This window comes from Cryobacterium sp. TMS1-20-1 (assembly GCF_004402355.1).
GTDB lineage: Bacteria > Actinomycetota > Actinomycetes > Actinomycetales > Microbacteriaceae > Cryobacterium > Cryobacterium levicorallinum.
Map to the genome: position 1 here is coordinate 14,640 of NZ_SOGF01000053.1, position 18,571 is coordinate 33,210.

19 protein-coding genes, 3 tRNA genes and 1 pseudogene are annotated in these 18,571 nt (G+C 66.6%); 8 read left to right on the forward strand and 15 right to left on the reverse strand.

Going from position 1 to position 18,571, the window contains the following annotated elements; all coding sequences use genetic code 11:
* Positions 1–7: 7 nt before the first annotated feature.
* The 13 genes from lysS to tilS form a co-directional block, all read right to left on the reverse strand.
* Positions 8–1,534, reverse strand: coding sequence for a lysine--tRNA ligase (lysS, locus tag E3O45_RS12330; RefSeq protein ID WP_134443664.1), 1,527 nt, complete (start codon positions 1,532–1,534; stop codon positions 8–10).
* A 47-nt stretch (positions 1,535–1,581) separates the two neighbouring features.
* Entirely contained in the window at positions 1,582–2,454 is an 873-nt protein-coding gene (panC, locus tag E3O45_RS12335) for a pantoate--beta-alanine ligase (RefSeq protein ID WP_134443665.1), read from the reverse strand.
* Complete coding sequence (locus E3O45_RS12340) at positions 2,451–3,212, reverse strand: Rossmann-like and DUF2520 domain-containing protein (RefSeq protein WP_092451788.1); 762 nt, start codon at positions 3,210–3,212, stop codon at positions 2,451–2,453. Before E3O45_RS12340 ends, panC begins: the two co-directional genes overlap by 4 nt.
* A complete protein-coding gene (locus tag E3O45_RS12345; RefSeq protein ID WP_134443666.1) occupies positions 3,209–4,864 on the reverse strand; it encodes a PH domain-containing protein in 1,656 nt (551 codons plus the stop codon). Before E3O45_RS12345 ends, E3O45_RS12340 begins: the two co-directional genes overlap by 4 nt.
* Positions 4,861–5,397, reverse strand: a complete 537-nt coding sequence (locus tag E3O45_RS12350; protein ID WP_241978741.1) for a PH domain-containing protein — start codon at positions 5,395–5,397, stop codon at positions 4,861–4,863. The genes E3O45_RS12345 and E3O45_RS12350 overlap by 4 nt, the downstream gene beginning before the upstream one ends.
* On the reverse strand, positions 5,390–5,866 hold the full coding sequence (locus tag E3O45_RS12355; RefSeq protein ID WP_092451784.1) for a DUF3180 domain-containing protein: 477 nt from the start codon (positions 5,864–5,866) through the stop codon (positions 5,390–5,392). The genes E3O45_RS12350 and E3O45_RS12355 overlap by 8 nt, the downstream gene beginning before the upstream one ends.
* Positions 5,863–6,396, reverse strand: coding sequence for a 2-amino-4-hydroxy-6-hydroxymethyldihydropteridine diphosphokinase (gene folK / locus E3O45_RS12360; protein ID WP_134443667.1), 534 nt, complete (start codon positions 6,394–6,396; stop codon positions 5,863–5,865). The genes E3O45_RS12355 and folK overlap by 4 nt, the downstream gene beginning before the upstream one ends.
* Positions 6,393–6,755 (reverse strand): dihydroneopterin aldolase, encoded by a 363-nt coding sequence (gene folB, locus E3O45_RS12365; protein WP_134443668.1) that lies wholly within the window; start codon positions 6,753–6,755, stop codon positions 6,393–6,395. Before folB ends, folK begins: the two co-directional genes overlap by 4 nt.
* Positions 6,752–7,606, reverse strand: a complete 855-nt coding sequence (gene folP / locus E3O45_RS12370; RefSeq protein WP_134443669.1) for a dihydropteroate synthase — start codon at positions 7,604–7,606, stop codon at positions 6,752–6,754. The genes folB and folP overlap by 4 nt, the downstream gene beginning before the upstream one ends.
* A gap of 32 nt (positions 7,607–7,638) precedes the next feature.
* Positions 7,639–8,208, reverse strand: a complete 570-nt coding sequence (folE, locus tag E3O45_RS12375; RefSeq protein ID WP_134443670.1) for a GTP cyclohydrolase I FolE — start codon at positions 8,206–8,208, stop codon at positions 7,639–7,641.
* A 6-nt stretch (positions 8,209–8,214) separates the two neighbouring features.
* A complete protein-coding gene (gene ftsH / locus E3O45_RS12380) occupies positions 8,215–10,224 on the reverse strand; it encodes an ATP-dependent zinc metalloprotease FtsH (protein ID WP_134443671.1) in 2,010 nt (669 codons plus the stop codon).
* Positions 10,225–10,306: 82 nt separating this feature from the next.
* Positions 10,307–10,879: a hypoxanthine phosphoribosyltransferase gene (hpt, locus tag E3O45_RS12385; protein WP_092451772.1), complete on the reverse strand. Its 573-nt coding sequence runs from the start codon at positions 10,877–10,879 to the stop codon at positions 10,307–10,309.
* A 28-nt stretch (positions 10,880–10,907) separates the two neighbouring features.
* On the reverse strand, positions 10,908–11,882 hold the full coding sequence (gene tilS, locus E3O45_RS12390) for a tRNA lysidine(34) synthetase TilS (protein WP_134443672.1): 975 nt from the start codon (positions 11,880–11,882) through the stop codon (positions 10,908–10,910).
* A 45-nt stretch (positions 11,883–11,927) separates the two neighbouring features.
* Here tilS and ppa point away from each other — a divergent pair, with 45 nt between their 5' ends.
* Positions 11,928–12,419, forward strand: a complete 492-nt coding sequence (ppa, locus tag E3O45_RS12395) for an inorganic diphosphatase (protein WP_092106945.1) — start codon at positions 11,928–11,930, stop codon at positions 12,417–12,419.
* 342 nt (positions 12,420–12,761) lie between these two features.
* On the opposite strand, the gene E3O45_RS12400 is transcribed toward ppa, so the two are convergent.
* Both E3O45_RS12400 and E3O45_RS12405 read right to left on the reverse strand, forming a co-directional pair.
* On the reverse strand, positions 12,762–14,195 hold the full coding sequence (locus E3O45_RS12400; RefSeq protein WP_134443673.1) for an NlpC/P60 family protein: 1,434 nt from the start codon (positions 14,193–14,195) through the stop codon (positions 12,762–12,764).
* Positions 14,188–15,537, reverse strand: a complete 1,350-nt coding sequence (locus tag E3O45_RS12405) for a M23 family metallopeptidase (RefSeq protein WP_134443674.1) — start codon at positions 15,535–15,537, stop codon at positions 14,188–14,190. The genes E3O45_RS12400 and E3O45_RS12405 overlap by 8 nt, the downstream gene beginning before the upstream one ends.
* Before the next feature lie 255 nt (positions 15,538–15,792).
* Here E3O45_RS12405 and E3O45_RS12410 point away from each other — a divergent pair.
* The 7 genes and pseudogenes from E3O45_RS12410 to E3O45_RS18085 all read left to right on the forward strand — a co-directional run.
* Positions 15,793–15,865, forward strand: a tRNA-Glu gene (locus E3O45_RS12410).
* Positions 15,866–15,964: 99 nt separating this feature from the next.
* Positions 15,965–16,038 (forward strand) — tRNA-Asp (locus tag E3O45_RS12415).
* 70 nt (positions 16,039–16,108) lie between these two features.
* Positions 16,109–16,184: transfer RNA gene (locus tag E3O45_RS12420), tRNA-Phe, on the forward strand.
* A 330-nt stretch (positions 16,185–16,514) separates the two neighbouring features.
* Complete coding sequence (locus E3O45_RS12425) at positions 16,515–16,892, forward strand: redoxin family protein (RefSeq protein ID WP_198418258.1); 378 nt, start codon at positions 16,515–16,517, stop codon at positions 16,890–16,892.
* Between the two features lie 158 nt (positions 16,893–17,050).
* Complete coding sequence (locus E3O45_RS12430; RefSeq protein WP_134443675.1) at positions 17,051–17,551, forward strand: HAD domain-containing protein; 501 nt, start codon at positions 17,051–17,053, stop codon at positions 17,549–17,551.
* Positions 17,548–18,219: a haloacid dehalogenase type II gene (locus E3O45_RS12435; RefSeq protein ID WP_134443676.1), complete on the forward strand. Its 672-nt coding sequence runs from the start codon at positions 17,548–17,550 to the stop codon at positions 18,217–18,219. Before E3O45_RS12430 ends, E3O45_RS12435 begins: the two co-directional genes overlap by 4 nt.
* Before the next feature lie 116 nt (positions 18,220–18,335).
* A pseudogene (locus E3O45_RS18085) lies at positions 18,336–18,485 on the forward strand (aldo/keto reductase family oxidoreductase); the annotation flags it as partial.
* Positions 18,486–18,571 lie beyond the last annotated feature (86 nt).

Below are 18,571 nucleotides of genomic sequence, written 5' to 3' on the forward strand. Positions count from 1 at the left end.
CTACTAACTACTTGACCAGCGGGAAGAGGATTGTCTCGCGAATGCCGAGGCCGGTCAGGGCCATCAGCATACGGTCGATACCCATGCCCATGCCACCGGTTGGCGGCATGCCGTATTCGAGAGCGCGGAGGAATTCTTCGTCGAGGCGCATCGCCTCCGGGTCTCCCCCGGCGGCCAGGCTGGCCTGCTCGATGAAGCGTTCCCGCTGCACCACCGGGTCGACGAGCTCGGAGTAGCCGGTGGCCAGTTCGAAGCCGCGCACGTACAGGTCCCACTTCTCGACCACGCCGGCCACCGAGCGGTGGCCGCGCACGAGCGGGCTCGTGTCGATGGGAAAGTCCATCACGAAGGTCGGGCGCACCAGGTCGCCCTTAACGAAGTGCTCCCAGAGCTCTTCAACGTACTTGCCGTGAATCGGGTGGTCGATCTCGATGCCTTCTTGAGCGGCGATCGCGACGAGGTCAGCGAGCGGCGTCTCGGGCGTGATCGTGATACCGGCCGCCGTGGACAGGCTGTCGTACATGCCGATGCGGTCCCAGTCGCCGCCGAGGTCGAACAGGGTACCGTCGGCCCAGGTGACCACGTATGATCCGGCAATCGCGAACGCGGCATCCTGAATCAGCTTCTGGGTGAGGTCGGCGATGGAGTTGTAATCGCCGTACGCCTCATAGGCCTCGAGCATCGCGAACTCGGGCGAGTGGGTGGAGTCGGCGCCCTCATTGCGAAAGTTGCGGTTGATCTCGTAGACCCGGTCAATGCCGCCAACCACGGCCCGCTTCAAAAACAGCTCCGGCGCGATGCGCAGAAACAGTTCGGTGTCGAAGGCGTTGCTGTGGGTCTGAAATGGGCGAGCGGATGCCCCACCGTGCATGACCTGCAGCATCGGGGTCTCGATCTCGATGAACTCGAGGTCGGTGAAGGTCTTGCGCAGGCTCGCGACGGCCTTCGAACGGGATAGCACGTTGGTGCGGGCCTGCTCGCGGCTGATCAGGTCGAGGTAGCGGCTGCGCACCCGCGTTTCTTCGCTGAGCTCGGAGTGCAGGTTCGGCAGCGGCAGCAGCGCCTTCGCGGCGACCTGCCAATCGGTGACCATGATCGACAGTTCGCCGCGGCGGCTGGAGATGACCTCGCCGGTAACGAAAAGGTGGTCGCCGAGGTCGACCAGGTCTTTCCAGGCGGCAAGTGACTCGTCCCCGACGGCGGCGAGCGAAACCATGGCCTGAATGCGGGTGCCGTCGCCCGACTGCAGGCTGGCGAAGCACAGCTTGCCGGTATTGCGCAGGTGCACGATGCGGCCGGCCAGGCCGACGATGACGCCGGTAACGGCATCCGCTTCGAGCGTGCCGAATTCGGCGCGCACGGCCGGAATGGTGTGGGTCACCGGAACCGACACCGGGTACGCGCCGCCGGCCGGGCTGGCGGCCGCCGCGTTCAGGCGGTCGCGTTTGCCGAGGCGCACGGCCTTCTGCTCGTTCATTTCTGCGTCGGAGAAGCCCTCGACGTCGGTCGAGATGGGCGGGGTGTTCTGGCTCATACGGTTCTCCGTTGGTGCTGTCAGTTCAGAAATAAAGCGGATGCTGCCTACCCGAGGGCAAGCGGCACGTTGTCAATCAGCCGGGTGGTACCGACCCGCGCGGCCACGAGCATCCGGGCCGGTCCGCGATAGGCGTCGTCGACCGGTACAAAGGTCTGCGGGTGCACGATCACGAGATAGTCCAGTTTAACCAGCGGCTGGGCGGCAATGCGTGCGTGTGCGGCAGCGAGGGCGGCGGCGGGTCCGGCCAGCGCCGCATGCACGGCCGCGCGGAGCCCGGCGAACAGGGCTTGCGCCGCCGTATTCTGGGCGTCGTCGAGGTAGCGATTGCGGCTTGAGAGGGCCAGCCCGCTCGGCTCGCGCACCGTCTCGACGACCTCGATCGCGGTGCGCAGGTTGAGGTCGGCAACCATGCTCTGCACGAGAAAAACCTGCTGGCCGTCTTTTTGACCGAACACCGCCGTATCCGGTGCCACGATGCCCAGCAGTTTCGCGACGACCGTGAGCATGCCGTCGAAGTGGCCCGGGCGCGCAGCTCCCTCGTAAGCGCTGCCGATCGGGCCGGCGGTCACCCGCGTGCCGTTCGCGCTGTCTGGATACATTTCGCCGGCCGTGGGCGCAAACACGACCGAAACGTTCTCGTCGGCGAGGGTGGCCAGGTCGGCATCGAGGGTGCGCGGGTACCGCTCGAGGTCTTCGCCGGCGCCGAACTGCAGCGGGTTCACGAAGATCGACACCACCACGATGTCGCCCAGAGCGTGCGCCCGCCGCACCAGCGCGAGGTGCCCGGCGTGCAGGGCCCCCATGGTCGGCACGAGCACGATGCGGGTGTCCCCGCCGACCAGCGCCGAACGGCCCCGGGCCTGACCGAGCCGGTGTTGCAGGGCGGTGATGGTGCTGATCACTTCGGGCGTGCTCATTCGATTGTCCGGTCGTCGTCAAGCGGATGCTGCCTGGGCGCGATTTCGTCCAGCCCGGTCAAGTCGAGGCGTTCCGGGCTCGTGCGCCCGAGGGCGTTCTCCATCGCGGAGCGCAGCAGCGGCCCCAGCACGGCTCCCGGCTGCTCCATCCCGATTCCGGCGAGCAGCCGCGTGGCCTGCTCGACGATCGACGTGGAGAACGCGGTGGCGATCTCGATGGCTTCGGCGTAGCTGGCACGGTCGGCCTCGGCTACGATGAGCGGTTCGCCGCCCATCTCCACCGCGAGCGCCTGCCCGATCGGCAGCACCGGGCCGGGCGCGGTCACCGCGAAATAGCTGTCCGCGAGCCGGGCCAAATCGAGGCTCGTGCCGGTGAAGGCCATAGCCGGGTGGATGGCGAGTGGGATCGCTCCGGCTGCCTGGGCGGGCGCGAGCACCGCGGTGCCGAAGCGGGCGGAGGTGTGCAGCACAAGCTGGCCGGGCTGCCAGGTGTTCGTCACGGCGAGGCCCTGCACCAGACTCTCCAGCTGGGCATCGGGTACCGCGATGATGACCAGCTCGCTGCGTTCGACCACCTCGGGCACGGTGAGGATCGGCACGAGCGGCAGGATGGCTTCGGCCCGATCACGGCTGGCCTGCGAGATCGCCGAGATGCCTACGATCGCGTGGCCGGCACCCGCGAGTGCGGCGCCGAGAATGGGGCCGACGTGGCCGGCTCCGATGATTCCGACGCCGAGGCGGCCGGGTTTGGCGTTCATTCTGTCTCTCCGTATTGATCTGCGGCTGGCTTCGGGGCCTCGTCGGCCCGGCTCCAGCGGTGGCTGGTGTCGGCGAGCGCCGAGCTGACCGCGCCGGTGGACATCCATTGGAAAAGCACGAGCGCTTCATCGACGTCGATGACGCTGAGCGACGCCGTGACCGGGCCGGCGACCGCGAGCAGGTCGGCCGAGGCGAGGCGCAGCCGACGCTTGATCGGGCCCTGCCTCACGCTCACACCCTGCATGCGGGCGAGCGGCACGAGGATCAGGTCGCGGGAGAGCACCCCGCGGCGGATCAGGGCGACATTGCCCGAGACCGCCCAGCCGGTGCGCCACCAGGAGAAGGGTCGCAGCCAGACCGCTCGCGGTGGCGCATTGCTGTAGAAATCGGCGACTCCGGAATCAGCCTTGCGGCCGCCGAGCATGCCGTTTTCGACCAGCGCCCCATGGGTATCGGTGGTGAAGCCGGGGAGGGCCAGTTCGAGCACCTTCTCGACGTCGGCGAGGGTGCCGACCGGCAGAAGCACCGTGCTCGTTGGATTACCCGCGCTCGCCCCGGCAGCGTGCCCCGCTGTGTTGATGTTGATCTGCCACCAGCCGAAACGACGCCACAGAATGGGTTGAGACACCTTGATGGCGTGGATGCGCCCGGGCGGCAGGGTCTGGCTGCTCGTGGAGAGTAGGCCGAACCCGACCCGCACGCCGTCAGCCGTGCCCGCGATCGTGAACCGCAGCTGCTTGGTGATGCGCGAGAAGTAGTAGCCGACGCTGCCGATCAGGCCGGGAAGCACGGCCACGAGCACCCAGCCGTTGCTGCCGGCGATCACGCTGACGATCAGCCCGATGCCGGCCAGGAGCAGAAAGACGGTGAAGCCGCTGAGCACGACCGACCCGATCAGTCGTCCGGGCGGAATGCGCACGACCGACACGGGCGGAGCAGCGTCGGGTCCCCGTTCCGGCTCCACGAATTCCTGGTAGCCCGCCGTGGCGAGGCCGCCGAGGGCCGAGTGCGCGGTGGGCGGGCCGATCAGGGTTGGCGGAGCACCTTCCGCGGCCATATCTGCGGCGTCCGGTGTAGCTGCCGGCGCTCTGGTCTGCCGCAGGCCGGAGGCGAGGTGCAGGATGTCGCGGCGCAGGTCATCCGCTAATTTCGAGCCGAGGTAGGCCAGCTGCACGTTGCCGTCCTGACCCGCGACGGCGATGTCGAGCCGGGCGGCTCCGAACAGTCGGGGAATCAACGGCCGAGCCAGGTTCACGCCCTGCACCCGGTCGAGGCGCGCCTTGCGGTTGCTGCGAAAAACGAGGCCGCTGCGCACCTCGACGACTTCCCCGTTGATGCGAAAGGTGTGCATGCGCCAGGACAGGTAGAACGCGACAATTATGACCAGCAGCACGCCGGCGATGATGAGCAGCGCCCACCCGGTGCCGCCCCGCTGGTAGATCTCGTCGATCGGGTCGCCGCCGTAGTTCTCCTCGCCCAGGAACAGGTCGATGAGCCGTTCGCGCAGGTTGGCGATTACGAAGCCGAGCACGGCCACCATGAAAATGCCGCCGCGCAGCAGTGGTGTCGCGGGGTGCAGTCGGTGCCACTGCCCGTCGGTGAGGTCGGTGCGCGGTGCAACGAGTGGCGCCGGAACGGCGGGCTCGCTCACAGCCCCGCCCGGCGGATCTCGGCGAGCTCCACCAAACGGTCGCGCAGACTTTCGGCATCCGCTTCGGCCAGCCCGGGGATCGAGACCCCGGCGGTCGCCGCCGCGGTCACGAATTTGAGGTCGGCCAGACCGAGCCAGCGCGCCACCGGGCCGCGGGTGATATCGATGAGCTGCATGCGTCCGTAGGGCACCGCCACAAAGCGTTGAAAGAGGATGCCGCGGCGAAAGAGCAAATCATCCTCGCGCAGCAGATAGCCGATGGAGCGCACCCGGCGCGGTTCGAACACCAGGTTGATAATGGTCATCAGGAGCACCGCGAGGCCGACCCACAAGGCCCAGGTCTGCTCGAGCAGCAGCCAGAGCACGCTGGCGCCGCCGCAGACCACGACGCCGAACACAATGGTGCCGACGATCTCGACCAGCACGTACTTCGGGGAAACCCGCTTCCACTCGCCGACGCCGACCAGGTCGAGCCGTTCCGACGGTTCGACCCGCGCGTGTTCGGGTGGGTTCACATCGTCGGAATCAGGCACGCGTACCTCCGGGCTCGTCGGTATCGGTGTCGTCGTCGGGCGGAAGGGTGCAGAAGTGTTCGGCCACGAGGCCGGCCGCCAGCATGACGGCCGCGCCGATCGCCGTACCGATCGCGAGCCAGAGCGAAGTGACCGCCGGCACCACGGATCGGGTCAGGATGTACAGCACGATGCCGAGGGAACCGCCGAACAGCAGGGACGCGGAGAGTGAGGTCGCCTTCGACAGCACGGCCACCCGCATCGCCCAAAACGGGTCGATGCGGCGCAGCGCCTTGCGTCGGCTGCCCTGACGTACCCGCCAGGCCAGACTGACGACGACGGCCGCCAACAGGATGAGCGTTAGCGGCAGGGTAACCGGTGGAACGACGATGGGGGCACCGGATGCCGCGAACGCGATCTCGAGCAGAAAGCCGATCACGAGTCCGATGAGCAACACCGCGAGCAGCCCGGTCGCGTGCGAGCGCTTCATCGCGGTGTTCCCGGTGCCGGGTGGAGGGTGGCGACATCCGTTGCCCGGCGCACTGTCTGGCCGGTCGCGGCGAGCAGGTCGCGCACCAGGCCCCGTCCGGGAACGGTGGCTTGCTCATCGAGGTCGAGCCAGGGGGCGAGCACGAAGTCGCGTTCCGCCGCGCGCGGGTGCGGCACGGTGAGGCGCGCGTCGTCGATGCTCAGCTGGCCAAAGGCGATGATGTCGATGTCGAGTGTGCGGTCGCCCCAGCGCTCGGCGCGCACCCGGCCGTGCTCGGCCTCGATGGCGTTGACGGCGTCAAGCAGCGCGTAGGCGTCGCCGGTGTAATCGATCGTGAGCACCGCGTTGAGATAGCGGGGGGCGCGCTCGTCAACACCGTCGAGTTTCACGGCTGCCGATTCGTAGCTCGGCGACACTGCGACCAGCGTCGCGCCGGGCAGGTCGGCGAGATCCCGCACCGCGCTCGCGAGCGTCGTTTCCCGGTCTCCGAGGTTGCTGCCAAGGGCCAGAACGACTCGATCACCGGTCATGGCCGCACCCGGGTGATCTGCACAGCCACGTCGGTGAAGGGCACGGAGATGGGAGCCTGCGGCTTGTGCACCGTGACCTGCACCTTGAGCGCCGGTGGGTGGGCCAGCACGACGGAGGCGATGCGTTCGGCGACGGTTTCGATGAGGTCGACGGGGTTGTGCCTGGCTGCGTCGGTGATTTGCTCGGCGAGTTCGCCATAGTGGATGGTCTGGGTCACGTCATCGCTCGCCGCCGCCGCGAGCAGATCGAGCCAGACGGTGACGTCAATGACGAAGTCCTGACCGTTTTCTTTCTCGAAGTCGTAGACGCCGTGGTGGGCGTTCACCCGCAGGCCGGTGAGGGTGATCGAATCAGTCATGGTTCCATTGTGTCGGACTCGAACGACCCGCCCGACAATTCATTGGTGGCCGGTGGCGTCGACTGCCGGGCGCTGGAGAGCACGTTGAGCGCCGCGCGGGTGCCGGCGACGTCGTGCACGCGCACCGCCCAGGCGCCCGCCTGTGCGGCCAGCACACTCACCACGGCGGTCGGCAGGTCACGGTCCTGCACGGGAGCGCCGTCCGGCAGAACCGCCGCCAGAAAGCGTTTGCGCGAGGCTCCGACGAGGATCGGAAGCCCCAGCGAGGCGAAGGCATCCAGCCGGTTGATCAGCTGCCAGTTGTGTTCGGTCTTCTTGGAGAAGCCGAGGCCAGGGTCGAGCACGATGCGCTCGCGCGCCACGCCGGCGGCGGTCAACGCGTCCACCCGGGCGGTCAGCGCGACCATGACCTCGGTGACGACGTCGTCGTACTCCGTGAGGGCGTCCATCTGCTGGGCATGGGCACGCCAGTGCATGGCCACAAAGTTCAGGCCCGTGTCGGCGACGACAGCAGCCATGTCGGGGTCGGCCAACCCGCCGGAAACATCGTTGATGATGCTCGCTCCGGCTTTCGCTGCCGCGCGGGCCGTCGAGGCGTTGAGCGTGTCGATGCTCAGGCGCAGTCCCTGCCGGGCGAGTTCGGTGACGACCGGAATGACCCGGTTTTGTTCCTCGGCCGGAGTGACGCGGGTGGCACCCGGGCGAGTGGATTCACCGCCCACGTCGATCAGGTCGGCGCCCTGGGCGCGCAGCAGCAGTCCGTGCTCGATGGCGGCATCCGTTGCTGCCCACCGTCCGCCATCGCTGAAAGAGTCAGGTGTGACGTTGAGCACCCCCATGATGAGCGTCACTGGCCTGATCAGAGTCACTGGCCTGATCAGAGTCATTGGCCCGCGGCGATCAGGGCAATGATCTCGGCGCGGGCGGTCGGCTCGGTCAGCACGCCGCGGGAAGCCATGGTCACGGTCGAGCTCGCGCTCTGGCGTGGGCCGCGGGTGCCGACACAGCCGTGCACGGCATCGAGCACGACGAGCACACCGAGCGGGTCGAGGCCGTCCTGCAATGCGCCGGCGATCTCCTCGGTCAGGCGCTCCTGCAGCTGGGGCCGGGCTGCGATGGTTTCAACAACGGCGGGTAACCGGCCGAGGCCGACGACCCGGCCCCGTGGCAGGTAGGCCACGTGGGCGGTGCCCAGGAACGGCAGCAGGTGGTGTTCACAGATGGAACGAAAGGCGATATCGCGCAGCAGCACGAGTTCCCCGGTGCTGTCCCCGACCGGAACGAAGTCCTGCAGGAGCTCCTGCGGGTCCTGGTCCAGGCCGGCGAAGAACTCGGCGTAGGCATCCGCTACTCGTCGCGGCGTGCTCTCCAGGCCGACCCGTTCCGGATCCTCGCCGATTGCAGCGAGAATCTCTGAAACGGCCGCCTCGATGCGTGCCCTGTCCACCGCCACGGGCGCCTAAGCGGTCGCGGGGCGGGGGGTACGGGCCGGCGCGCGTTTCGGTTTGGCGGGGGCGGCGTCACCGCTCGTGATGCCACCGTCGACGGCGGCACCGTCGATGGGAGCCTTCGGAGCCGGCATCGCGATCGGCGGCACGTCAGACACGGGGCGCTTGTCGCTCGACAGCCACTGCGGGCGCGACGGGAGCTTTTCGACGTTGGCGAAGATCTCGGCGAGAGCGGTCTGGTCCAGCGTTTCGTGCTCGAGCAGTGCCGTGGCGAGGTCGTCCAGGATCACGCGGTTCTTGATCAAAACCTCGTAGGCCTCGTCGTGGGCGTCCTCGAGCAGCTGGCGCACCTCGCGGTCGACGCTCTCGGCCACGCGCTCCGAGTAGTCGCGCTGGTGGCCCATGTCGCGTCCGAGAAACACCTCGCCGGAACCCTGGCCGAGCTTGAGCGGACCGACAACGGCGCTCATGCCGAACTCGGTGACCATCTTGCGGGCCGTCGCGGTGGCCTTCTCGATGTCGTTGGACGCGCCGCTGGTCGGGTCGTGAAAGATGATCTCCTCGGCGACACGGCCACCCATGGCGTAGGCCAGCTGGTCGAGCAGTTCGTTGCGGGTGACCGAGTAGCGGTCTTCAAGCGGCATGACCATCGTGTAGCCGAGGGCCCGGCCGCGCGGCAGAATTGTGATCTTGGTGACCGGGTCGGTGAAGTTCATGGCGGTCGCGACGAGGGCGTGGCCACCCTCGTGGTACGCCGTGATGAGCTTTTCCTTGTCGCGCATCACGCGGGTGCGGCGCTGGGGTCCGGCCATGACCCGGTCGACGGCCTCGTCCAGGGCCCGGTTGTCGATGAGCTGGGCGTTCGAGCGAGCGGTCAGCAGAGCGGCCTCGTTGAGCACATTTGCCAGGTCGGCGCCGGTGAAGCCGGGGGTTTTACGGGCGAGGACCTCGAGGTCAACACCCTCGGCCATCGGCTTGCCCTTGGAGTGCACCTCGAGGATGCGCTTGCGACCGAGCATGTCGGGCGCATCAACGCCGATCTGCCGGTCGAACCGGCCAGGACGAAGCAGAGCGGGGTCGAGAATGTCTGGTCGGTTGGTGGCGGCGATCAGAATGACGTTCGCCTTCACGTCGAAGCCGTCCATCTCAACCAGCAGCTGGTTCAGGGTCTGCTCGCGTTCGTCGTGGCCGCCGCCCATTCCGGCACCACGGTGACGACCAACGGCGTCGATCTCGTCGATGAAGATAATGGCCGGGGCGTTTTCCTTGGCCTGGCTGAACAGGTCACGCACGCGGCTGGCTCCGACGCCGACGAACATTTCCACGAAGTCCGAGCCGCTGATCGCGTAAAACGGCACGTTGGCCTCGCCGGCCACAGCCCGGGCCAGCAGCGTCTTTCCGGTCCCGGGAGGGCCATACAGCAGAACGCCCTTGGGGATGCGGGCTCCGACCGCCTGGAACTTGGCCGGCTCCTTGAGGAAGTCTTTGATCTCTTCGAGCTCTTCGATGGCTTCATCGGCGCCGGCGACGTCGGCGAAGGTGACCTGTGGGCTTTCCTTGGAGACGAGCTTGGCCTTGGACTTGCCAAACTTCATGACCTTGCTGCCACCGCCCTGCATCGAGATCATGAGCCAGAAGAAGGCACCGATCAGCAGCACGGGCAGCAGGAAGCTCAGCACGGAAAGCACCCAGTTGGGCTGCGGCACCTCGTCGGTGAAGCCGTCCTTCGGGTTTGCTGCGGTCACCGCGGTGATGATCTCTTCACCACGCGGAGCAACGTAATAGAACTGAACTTGGGTGCCGAGGTCGCCGCTGGCCTTGGTCAGCGTGAGGTCGACGCGTTGTTCGCCATCGACGATGGTGGCTTCAGCAACGTTGCCCGACTTCAAAAAGCCGAGGCCCTCTTGTGTGCTGACCTCACGAAATCCGGACATGGTGATGAGGCTTGACCCCACCCAGACGGCGATGACGGCGAGCACAATGTACAAAATGGGGCCGCGGAGTAGCTTCTTGACGTTCATGGTGACCTCAGGCTAGCGCGCGTTTACAAGGGAATGCCGTGTGTTCGCCCAAAGGAAAACTCGGGCGCAGAGCCGAACGCTGTTAGAGCGCGGCGGCCGCAACGGTGGAATACACGTGCGGGGCGAGAATTCCGACCGAGCGCAGGTTGCGGTACTTCTCGTCATAGTCGAGGCCATAACCGACCACGAACTTGTTCGGAATGTTGAATCCGACGTATTTCACGTCGATGTCGACGCGCGCGGCATCCGGTTTGCGCAGCAGGGCGCAGATTTCAATGGATGCCGGACCGCGCGTTTTCAGGTTCGCCAGCAGCCACGAGAGGGTCAGGCCGGAGTCGATGATGTCCTCGACGATGAGCACGTTGCGGCCGGACAGGTCGGTGTCGAGGTCCTTGAGAATGCGCACGACGCCGCTGGACTGCGTGCCGGAGCCGTAGGAACTGACCGCCATCCAGTCCATCGTGATCGGGTGGCGCAGTTCGCGGGCCAGATCAGCCATGACCATGACCGCGCCCTTGAGCACGCCGACCAGCAGCAGATCGGTGCCGGCGTAGTCGGCTTCGATCTCGCGACTCATCTCGGCCAGGCGATCGCGGATCTGCTCCTCGCTGATCAGGATCTCGGTGAGGTCGCCGTCAATGTCGCGAGGTTCCATATGAAAGGTGCAGTCCATTTCTTCAGATTTATGCTGGCACGGTAAAAATCAACAATCCGCCCTGCCGTACAACTCTAATACCCGGCAGGCTGAGTGCCCCCTGTCCATGCCAATCGGTCACGAGGGCCGCCACCGCCAGGGTCTGCCGCCGGTCGAGCCACACCCCACACTCCTGCTCCACTCCCAATCGGATCACGCGCTGCCGCACCGCAGCCGGCTGGGCTGCGAGAGCGGCGGCGTCGATCGTGCCATGAGCCCAGTGCCTGCGCGCGACCGCGTCGGCCAGCTCATCGAGCGCGTCGGAATCCTCACGCAGCGCCTGAGCGGTACGGGCGAGCGCCACGGCGACGCCGGGACCGAGCTCGCTTTCCAGCAGCGGCAGCACGGTTTCGCGCGCCCGCACCCGGGCATAGCGCGGGTCGAAATTCTGCGGGTCGGTCCACGGCACGAGGCCGGCATCCGCACAGAATTGCCGGGTAGCGGCGCGACGGATGCCCAGCAACGGTCGCAAAATCGGCCCGGTTTGCGCCGCCATTCCGCGCAGGCTGGTCGGCCCGGAGCCCCGGGCCAGCCCGAGCAGCACGGTTTCGGCCTGGTCGTCGAGGGTATGACCGAGCAGCACGCCGCTCGCCCCGGTCTGCTCGAGCGCCGCAGCGAACGCCGCATAGCGTGCGGTGCGGGCGGCCGCCTCCGGGCCGGTTCCGTCGCCGTCGACCGTCACGCTCCAGACGAGCACGGGGTCGAGGCCGAGCTGGCGGGCGGTCTCGGCGGCGGCGACTGCGACATCCGCTGAACCGGTTTGCAGATTGTGATCGACGATGACCGCGCCGGCACGGATACCCGCGCGCCCGGCCTCGAAGGCGGTCGCCGCGGCCAGCGCGAGCGAATCGGCGCCGCCGCTGAGGCCAACAAGCACGAGCCCCTCGGTCGGCAGCAACGCGCGCACGGCCCGGCGAATATCGGCGATGGCCGGGGTCAGACGCGGGCGGCGGGTGGATTCCATCCAGTAACGTTATCCGCAGACTTAGATCAAGGGAGAAACAACGCCATGGCCGAATACGACGCAGTTATCGAAATCCCCCGCGGGAGCCGCAATAAGTACGAGGTGGACCACGAGACCGGCCGGGTCTATCTCGACCGCGTGCTCTACACGAGCTTTATGTACCCCACCGACTACGGCTACTTCGAGAACACCCTCGGCCTCGACGGCGACCCGGTCGACGTTCTCGTGCTGCTCGACTACCCGTTGTTCCCGGGCGTTGGCGTCTCCGTGCGTCCGGTCGGCGTGTTCAACATGACCGATGACGGCGGCTCAGACGCCAAGGTCATCGCCGTTCCGGCTGGCGACCCGCGCTGGGACCACATTCAGGATGTCCTCGACATTCCGGAGTACACCCGCAAGGAGATCGAGCACTTCTTCGAGCATTACAAGGACCTCGAGCCGAACAAGTGGGTCAAGACCGAGGGCTGGGGTGACGCCGCCGAAGCCAACCAAATCGTGGTTGACGGCATCGCGAAGCTGGCCGAAGAGGGCCACTAGCCCGCAGCAGCTTCCTGAGGGGGCCCAAATCGACCTAAAACCGGTTTCGGTTGAACGGTTTGCGCCCCCTCAGCGCGAAACAGCAGGCGGGCGCTAAGAACGGGGGCTCCGGTCGCCGGTTATCCGGGGCGGCAGGAGCCCCCTTTTTGGTGTCTGGCTCGGGGCACCCACCCGCAGCGGGCCCTCGTACTGCCGGTAGCCCCCACCCGCGGGGGCTAGATCAGAAAATCCGCCAAGTGCTGGTGCGGTCGTCGCACTGGTCCGCTGGCCATCGCGCGATCCCGCGAAGATCTCCAGAATTAGCTACACGTCCGGCCTCATGCGGGGCGTGAGAGCTCCGCGCTACGCTGCGGGGCGCCCGACGTAGGGCGCAACAGCCCAGGACGACCAGATGCTGTGCACCCGCACGCGCGCCGAAGGGTTCGGAGCTTCGAGAATCTGCCCGCCGCCGACGTAAATCGCCACGTGGTAGTAATTGCCGGGGCTGCCCCAGAACAACAGGTCGCCCACCTGCACCTGCGCGAAGGAGACGAGCTTGCCCTGCCGCGCCATGGTGTTGTACTGGTCCGTGGCCGAGTGGGTGCCGATGTAGATGCCCGCCGCGGCGTAGGCCGCCTTGGTCAGACCCGAGCAGTCCCAGGCGTCGGGGCCGGAACCGCCGAAAACGTACCGGTCGCCGAGCTGGTCGCTGGCGAAGGCGAGAGCGGTGTCGACGGCACTCGCATTCGGCGCCGGAACGGTCGTACCGCCGCCGGCCGGAGCGCTCGGCACGCTCGGCACGCTCGGCACCACCGGAGCGACCGCGCCAGACCCCGAACCATTGCCGGAACCGGACCCAGAATCCGAGCCGGAACCCTCAGCGGCAGCGGCGTCCTGCGCCGCTGCGGCAGCGGCCGCGGCCGCATCCGCTATTGCAGCAGCGGACGCCTGAGCCTGCGCGAACGCTTTCGCTGCAGCGGCCGCTTCTTCGCCGACGTGAAAGCTGCGCTCAGCCTCGGCCGTGGTGTCCTTGAGCAGGGCGAGCTGCTCGAACAGCTCGCTCGACCGGCGTTGCTGAGTGTCGTAGGCTGCCTCGGCCGCCGCTGAGCTCGCAGCCGCCGCCTCAAAAGTGGTCTTGGACTCTGCGGTGAGGCGTTCGCGTTCGTCGGTGGCCGACGCCGCCTGGTCGCCGAGCGACTCGGCCTCGTTCTGGTCCTGGCGCGCTTCGGTGTAAATCTGCTCGGACTGCTCGCTGAGCTTGCTGGCTGTACCGAGCTGGCTGAGCAGGTCATCGGCGCTATTGCCGCTCAGGAACAGGTTGAGTGAGAGACCGTTGCCGCCGGATTTGGCGAGGTGGGCCGCGATCAGGCCGGCCCGCATCTTCGACGTCGCAGCGGCAGCCTCTGCCTTTTTCGCCTGCGCGTTCAGGCTGGCTTCCCGCTCGGTGGCGGCAGCCAGGGAGTCCTGGGTGATGCGATATTCCTCGGCCGCCATCTGTGCGGTCGTCACGGCGGTCGCCGACTGGGCGGCCAAACCGTCCAGCAGCTCACCCAGCGTGGCAATTTCAGTCTGCTTGGTCGACTCGTTCTGCTTGGCCTTTTCGACGTCGTTCCAGCTCGGGTAGTCCGGCGCGGCAAACGCCGCCCCGCCGGCCGCGGCAACGGATGCCGTCACGGCCGAGACCGCGCCGATCGCGACGGCCGAGAACAGGCGCTTCGATCGTGCCTGAACTCGTGCACGTGCAGTGGTGCTCGGTAACGCTGCGGTATCCCGTGCAGGTGTGCTGCTGTTAGCCAAGTGCTGCTCCCCGGTCGGCCATGAATGGAACGGGATTGATGCGGTTTCCACCAATCCAAACTTCGAAGTGGAGGTGGCAGCCGTTGGCGGCCCCGGTCTGTCCGGAGCTGGCGATGAGCTGCCCCGCCGATACCGACTGGCCCACACCCACGTTGTACCCGCCGTCGCGAATGTGGGCGTAGCCGGTCGAGACGTTGTCGCCGTGGCTGATCTTCACGAAGTTACCGTAGGTGCCGAGGCGCCCGGCCCAGGTGACGACGCCGGCGTGGGCGGCGTAGATGGGCGCGCCGCAGCCGGTGCCGAGGTCGGTCGCGTAGTGAAAGCTTCCGCTGCACTGTCCACCGTCGCCGCAAATGGTCGAGCGGGGGCCGTAGCCGCCGGTGATGCGTCCGCTGGCCGGAACGCCCCAGCCGGACATGCTCACCGTTCCGCCGGAGCCGCCGCTGGCGCGCGCTGCAGCCGCGGCCACCCGCGCACGTTCGGCCTCGGCCGCCACCCGGATCGCTTCGAGGCGGGCGCGCTCGGCCACACCGGCCTCGTAGCCGGCCGTCGTCGTGGCCTGGGCGTCGCGCATGAACTGCAACTGCTGCTCCAGCTCGATGCCCTTGGCTTCGGATTCGGCGAGGGCATTGGCCGCCGCCTCGGCCGCTGCCTGGGCCGCAACGAGGGCAGCCTCGGCGGCGACGCGCAACACTTCGCGTTCCGCCTGGGCGACCTTGGCCTGGTCGCCGAGTGACTGGGCGTTGTTCATGGCGGACTGAGCCGCGGCGTACACATCCGAACTGCGCTCAACCAGCTTGCTCATGCTGCCGAGTTTTGCCAGCAGCAGGTCGGCGTCGGCGCCGTCCCCTCCGCCTTCCAGAAACAGGTTGACACTCAGGTCCGTGCCGCCGGTGCGGTAGAGCTGGGCGGCGAGCTGGCCGGCCTGCTTGGTGGCGGCATCCGCTGTGGCCTTGCTGTCGTCTGCCTGCTTCTGGATGTCCTCGGCCCGACGGGTGGCATCGTCAAATTCTCGCTGCGCGTCTTCGAGTTCGATGGCGCTCTTCTCGGCGGCGGCCTGGGTCTCCTGCACCTGCACCTGCAGGCCGGCGATGAGATTCTCGATCGCGGTCACCTGCGCGGCGGCGGCACTGGTGTTCGCCTTGGCGTTCTGCAGATCCTGCCACGAGGGGTAATCGACCGCCCGCGCCGGGGCGGCCGGGGCAACCAGCGTGACCAGAAGGGTCATGGCTGCGACGACGCTGGTCAGCGCCAGGCCGTGCCGCGGCCACCGACTGCCCGCTCGAAAACGGCTGGCCGGAGCGTTTCCGGAGCGGCGGATCACGGCTGTAGAACGAATCATTGTTTCCCAACGGGCTTTCCAGCTGCAGCTTGCGCCGCAGGAGACTCTTCAGAGTAACAAATTGAGCAGATTTGGCCCAGTTTCAACGCCGAATCTAACTCGCGAAAAGGGCTGTGGCCCGCACATTTGTGGGCGCGGTGCGAATTGGCGTCACAAAATGGGCAGCTTTCAAGCGAATGCTGCGCGCGTCGATTTGGCCTTCGCCCCACAAGACCGTATGCTTACTCTTCGGCAGCCATGAACTTTATGGCTCACGGCCCCATCGTTTAGCGGCCTAGGACGGCGCCCTTTCACGGCGTTAACACGGGTTCGAATCCCGTTGGGGCTACGCAAACTGCACGTGCACACAGAGTAAGTGAAAAAGTAGTAAAGAAATAGAATAGTCTTACCAAGTGCCTCGCACACAGATTCACAATTTTCACCTCGAGGCCCTGTAGCGCAGTTGGTTAGCGCGCCGCCCTGTCACGGCGGAGGTCGCCGGTTCAAGTCCGGTCAGGGTCGCAAAGGAAATATAGCCCTTTCGAAAGGAAGGGCTATATTTCCTAGAAGACGCGTTTTGACGTATCTTTGGGGCCCTGTAGCTCAGTTGGTAGAGCGTTCGACTGAAAATCGAAAGGTCACCGGATCGACGCCGGTCGGGGCCACCACCGCCACTCCCTAGGAAACTCACTCGTGAGGGACTCGGGGAGTGGCCTTTTTTATGCCCGGTCCGAGTCTCGGGCAGCGCGCCCGCGACAGTGCGTCCTCGACAAGGCGGGTGCGAGCTGCAGTTCACTTGCATCGTTGTCGTCGGGTTCCTGCGGCCCGGTGGCCTTGGCGCCGGTTCGCGACGGCGAGATGGCCCTGAGCCAGAAACTGCTTCTGGCTGCAGAAACGCTGTACCAGCCCAGGCCTGAGCTCACGGTCGACGGCGCCCCACTCGGGAAATTCCTCGGGCTGACTCCTTGACGGTGAGCACATCACGAAAAGTGAACCATGTGACGGATGCCCTCCCGACGCCCACCGAAGACGGTTCCGCCGATCACCTGATCGGATTGCACCTGCCTGACATCGCCCTTGCACCGACATCGGGCGGTGCGCGAAGCGTGACCGGGCTCTCCGCGCAGAGCACCGCTTACCAACGCGAGGCCGTCGAGCGGTTGCACCTGCCCTACCCGCTCCTCTCCGACGAGAATGGGCGATTGGCCGAGGCACTCAAACTCCCAACCTTCACGGTCGCAGGCTTGACACTTCTCAAGCGGATGACCCTCGTCGTCGACGGGCAGACCATCAGGCACGTGTTTTATCCCGTCTTCCCGGCGGACGCTCATGCAGAACAAGTCCGTGCCTGGCTGCGAGCAAATCCCGCGGACTAATGTCCCGAGACCAATCGCTGCCGGTCACCGTTTCAGGAAGCGCCCGTACGCGGAATCGAGCGGGACGAACCATCCATTCACGAGGCAGCGCGCATCAGGTGCCGAAGCTGGCAGCACCGACATCATCCGAATGGAACACCTAGGCTCGAATGATGACCATGCGCACCGTTCTTATCCTGCTCGACGTCGATGGGGTACTGAACCCGCGGGTCGACGGCCAGCGGCTACTGCTCGATGCGCCGCGCCAGGATCTCGTGCGGCGGCTCGCCGAGCTCGGATCCATCGTCTGGGCGACCACTTGGTCACCCACGCACACGTTTCACCTGACCCGGGACCTCGGCCTGGCAGCAGACACCGAGGGCATCGCCTTTCCGCGCAACCTGCACGCCGATCCGTCAGCTCCCGCACCGACGGCGAAGCTGCACTGGGTCGCCCGCTGGCTGGCCCGGCAGGAGCCGCAGCCCGACGCGGTGATCTGGATCGATGACATCCTGCGCCAGGATGCCGTCAGCTGGGCGGCCGCCGAGGCGCGACCCACGCTTCTGGTGCAGCCCGACATGAACATCGGACTCACCGCCGCGCACATCGACGACGTGCAGCGCTTCATCGCGCGCCTGGTGCCGACCGACACACCCACCAACCCACGGAGCGAGTCATGACCAGCACACCATCAGTGATCGTATTCGATGTCAACGAGACTCTCTCCGACATGTCCCCGCTGAGCGCCCGATTCGTGGAGATCGGCGCCCCGGCCGAACTGGCCCGAATCTGGTTCGCCGCGCTGCTGCGGGATGGCTTCGCCCTCGCCGCCGCGGGGGGAACTGCAAAATTCGCGACGATCGGTTCGGAGATTCTGCGCGGGCTGCTCCGCGACGTGGCGCTCACCCGCAGTCTCGACGATGCCGTGACCCACATCATGAACGGCTTCCAATCGTTGAGCCTGCACCCGGACATCGCTGACGGAATCCGGGCCCTGAAAAGCGCGGGCATGCGCCTCGTGACATTGTCCAACGGATCGGATCAGGTAGCCGAGTCCCTGCTGACCCGGGCCGGGCTGCGGAGCGACTTCGAGGCCGTACTCACGGTAGAAGACGCCCCGGCGTGGAAGCCGGTTCAGGCCGCCTACGACTATGCCGCGGCTGCGTGCGGGGTTACAGCGGGCGACCTAGTGCTGGTGGCAGTGCACCCCTGGGACATCCACGGGGCGGTCAGGGCAGGCCTGGGCACCGCGTGGTTGAACCGCACGGGCGAGGCCTACCCGAGCTACTTTGCGGCACCGGAGCACACGATCACCGCTTTGAGCGACCTCGCCCGTCAACTTAAATAGGGTACGAATGTGGCCGCTGAACGTCGGTTTGTGTCCGTCTGCGTCCAAAATGGGCACATGAGGACGATGACGTCACCGAATACACACTTCCCGGTCTCCGACATCGTTCTCGGGCTGATGCGGGGAAAGTACTTAATTTCGGCGTCTCCAATCACACGCCCGGGCAGGTCGAGTTGCTGAAGCATTCGGTGGCGCAACCGCTCATCGTCAATCAGGTGCAATTGAGCATTACGCATGCGCCGCTAATCACCGCCGGCGTTTCGGCCGCGGGGTCTCGTATCACCCTCATCAGGGGAGAATGGTACCGACTCTTCACTGCCACCGGACATATCTTGCCGTAGTCAGTCCCCTG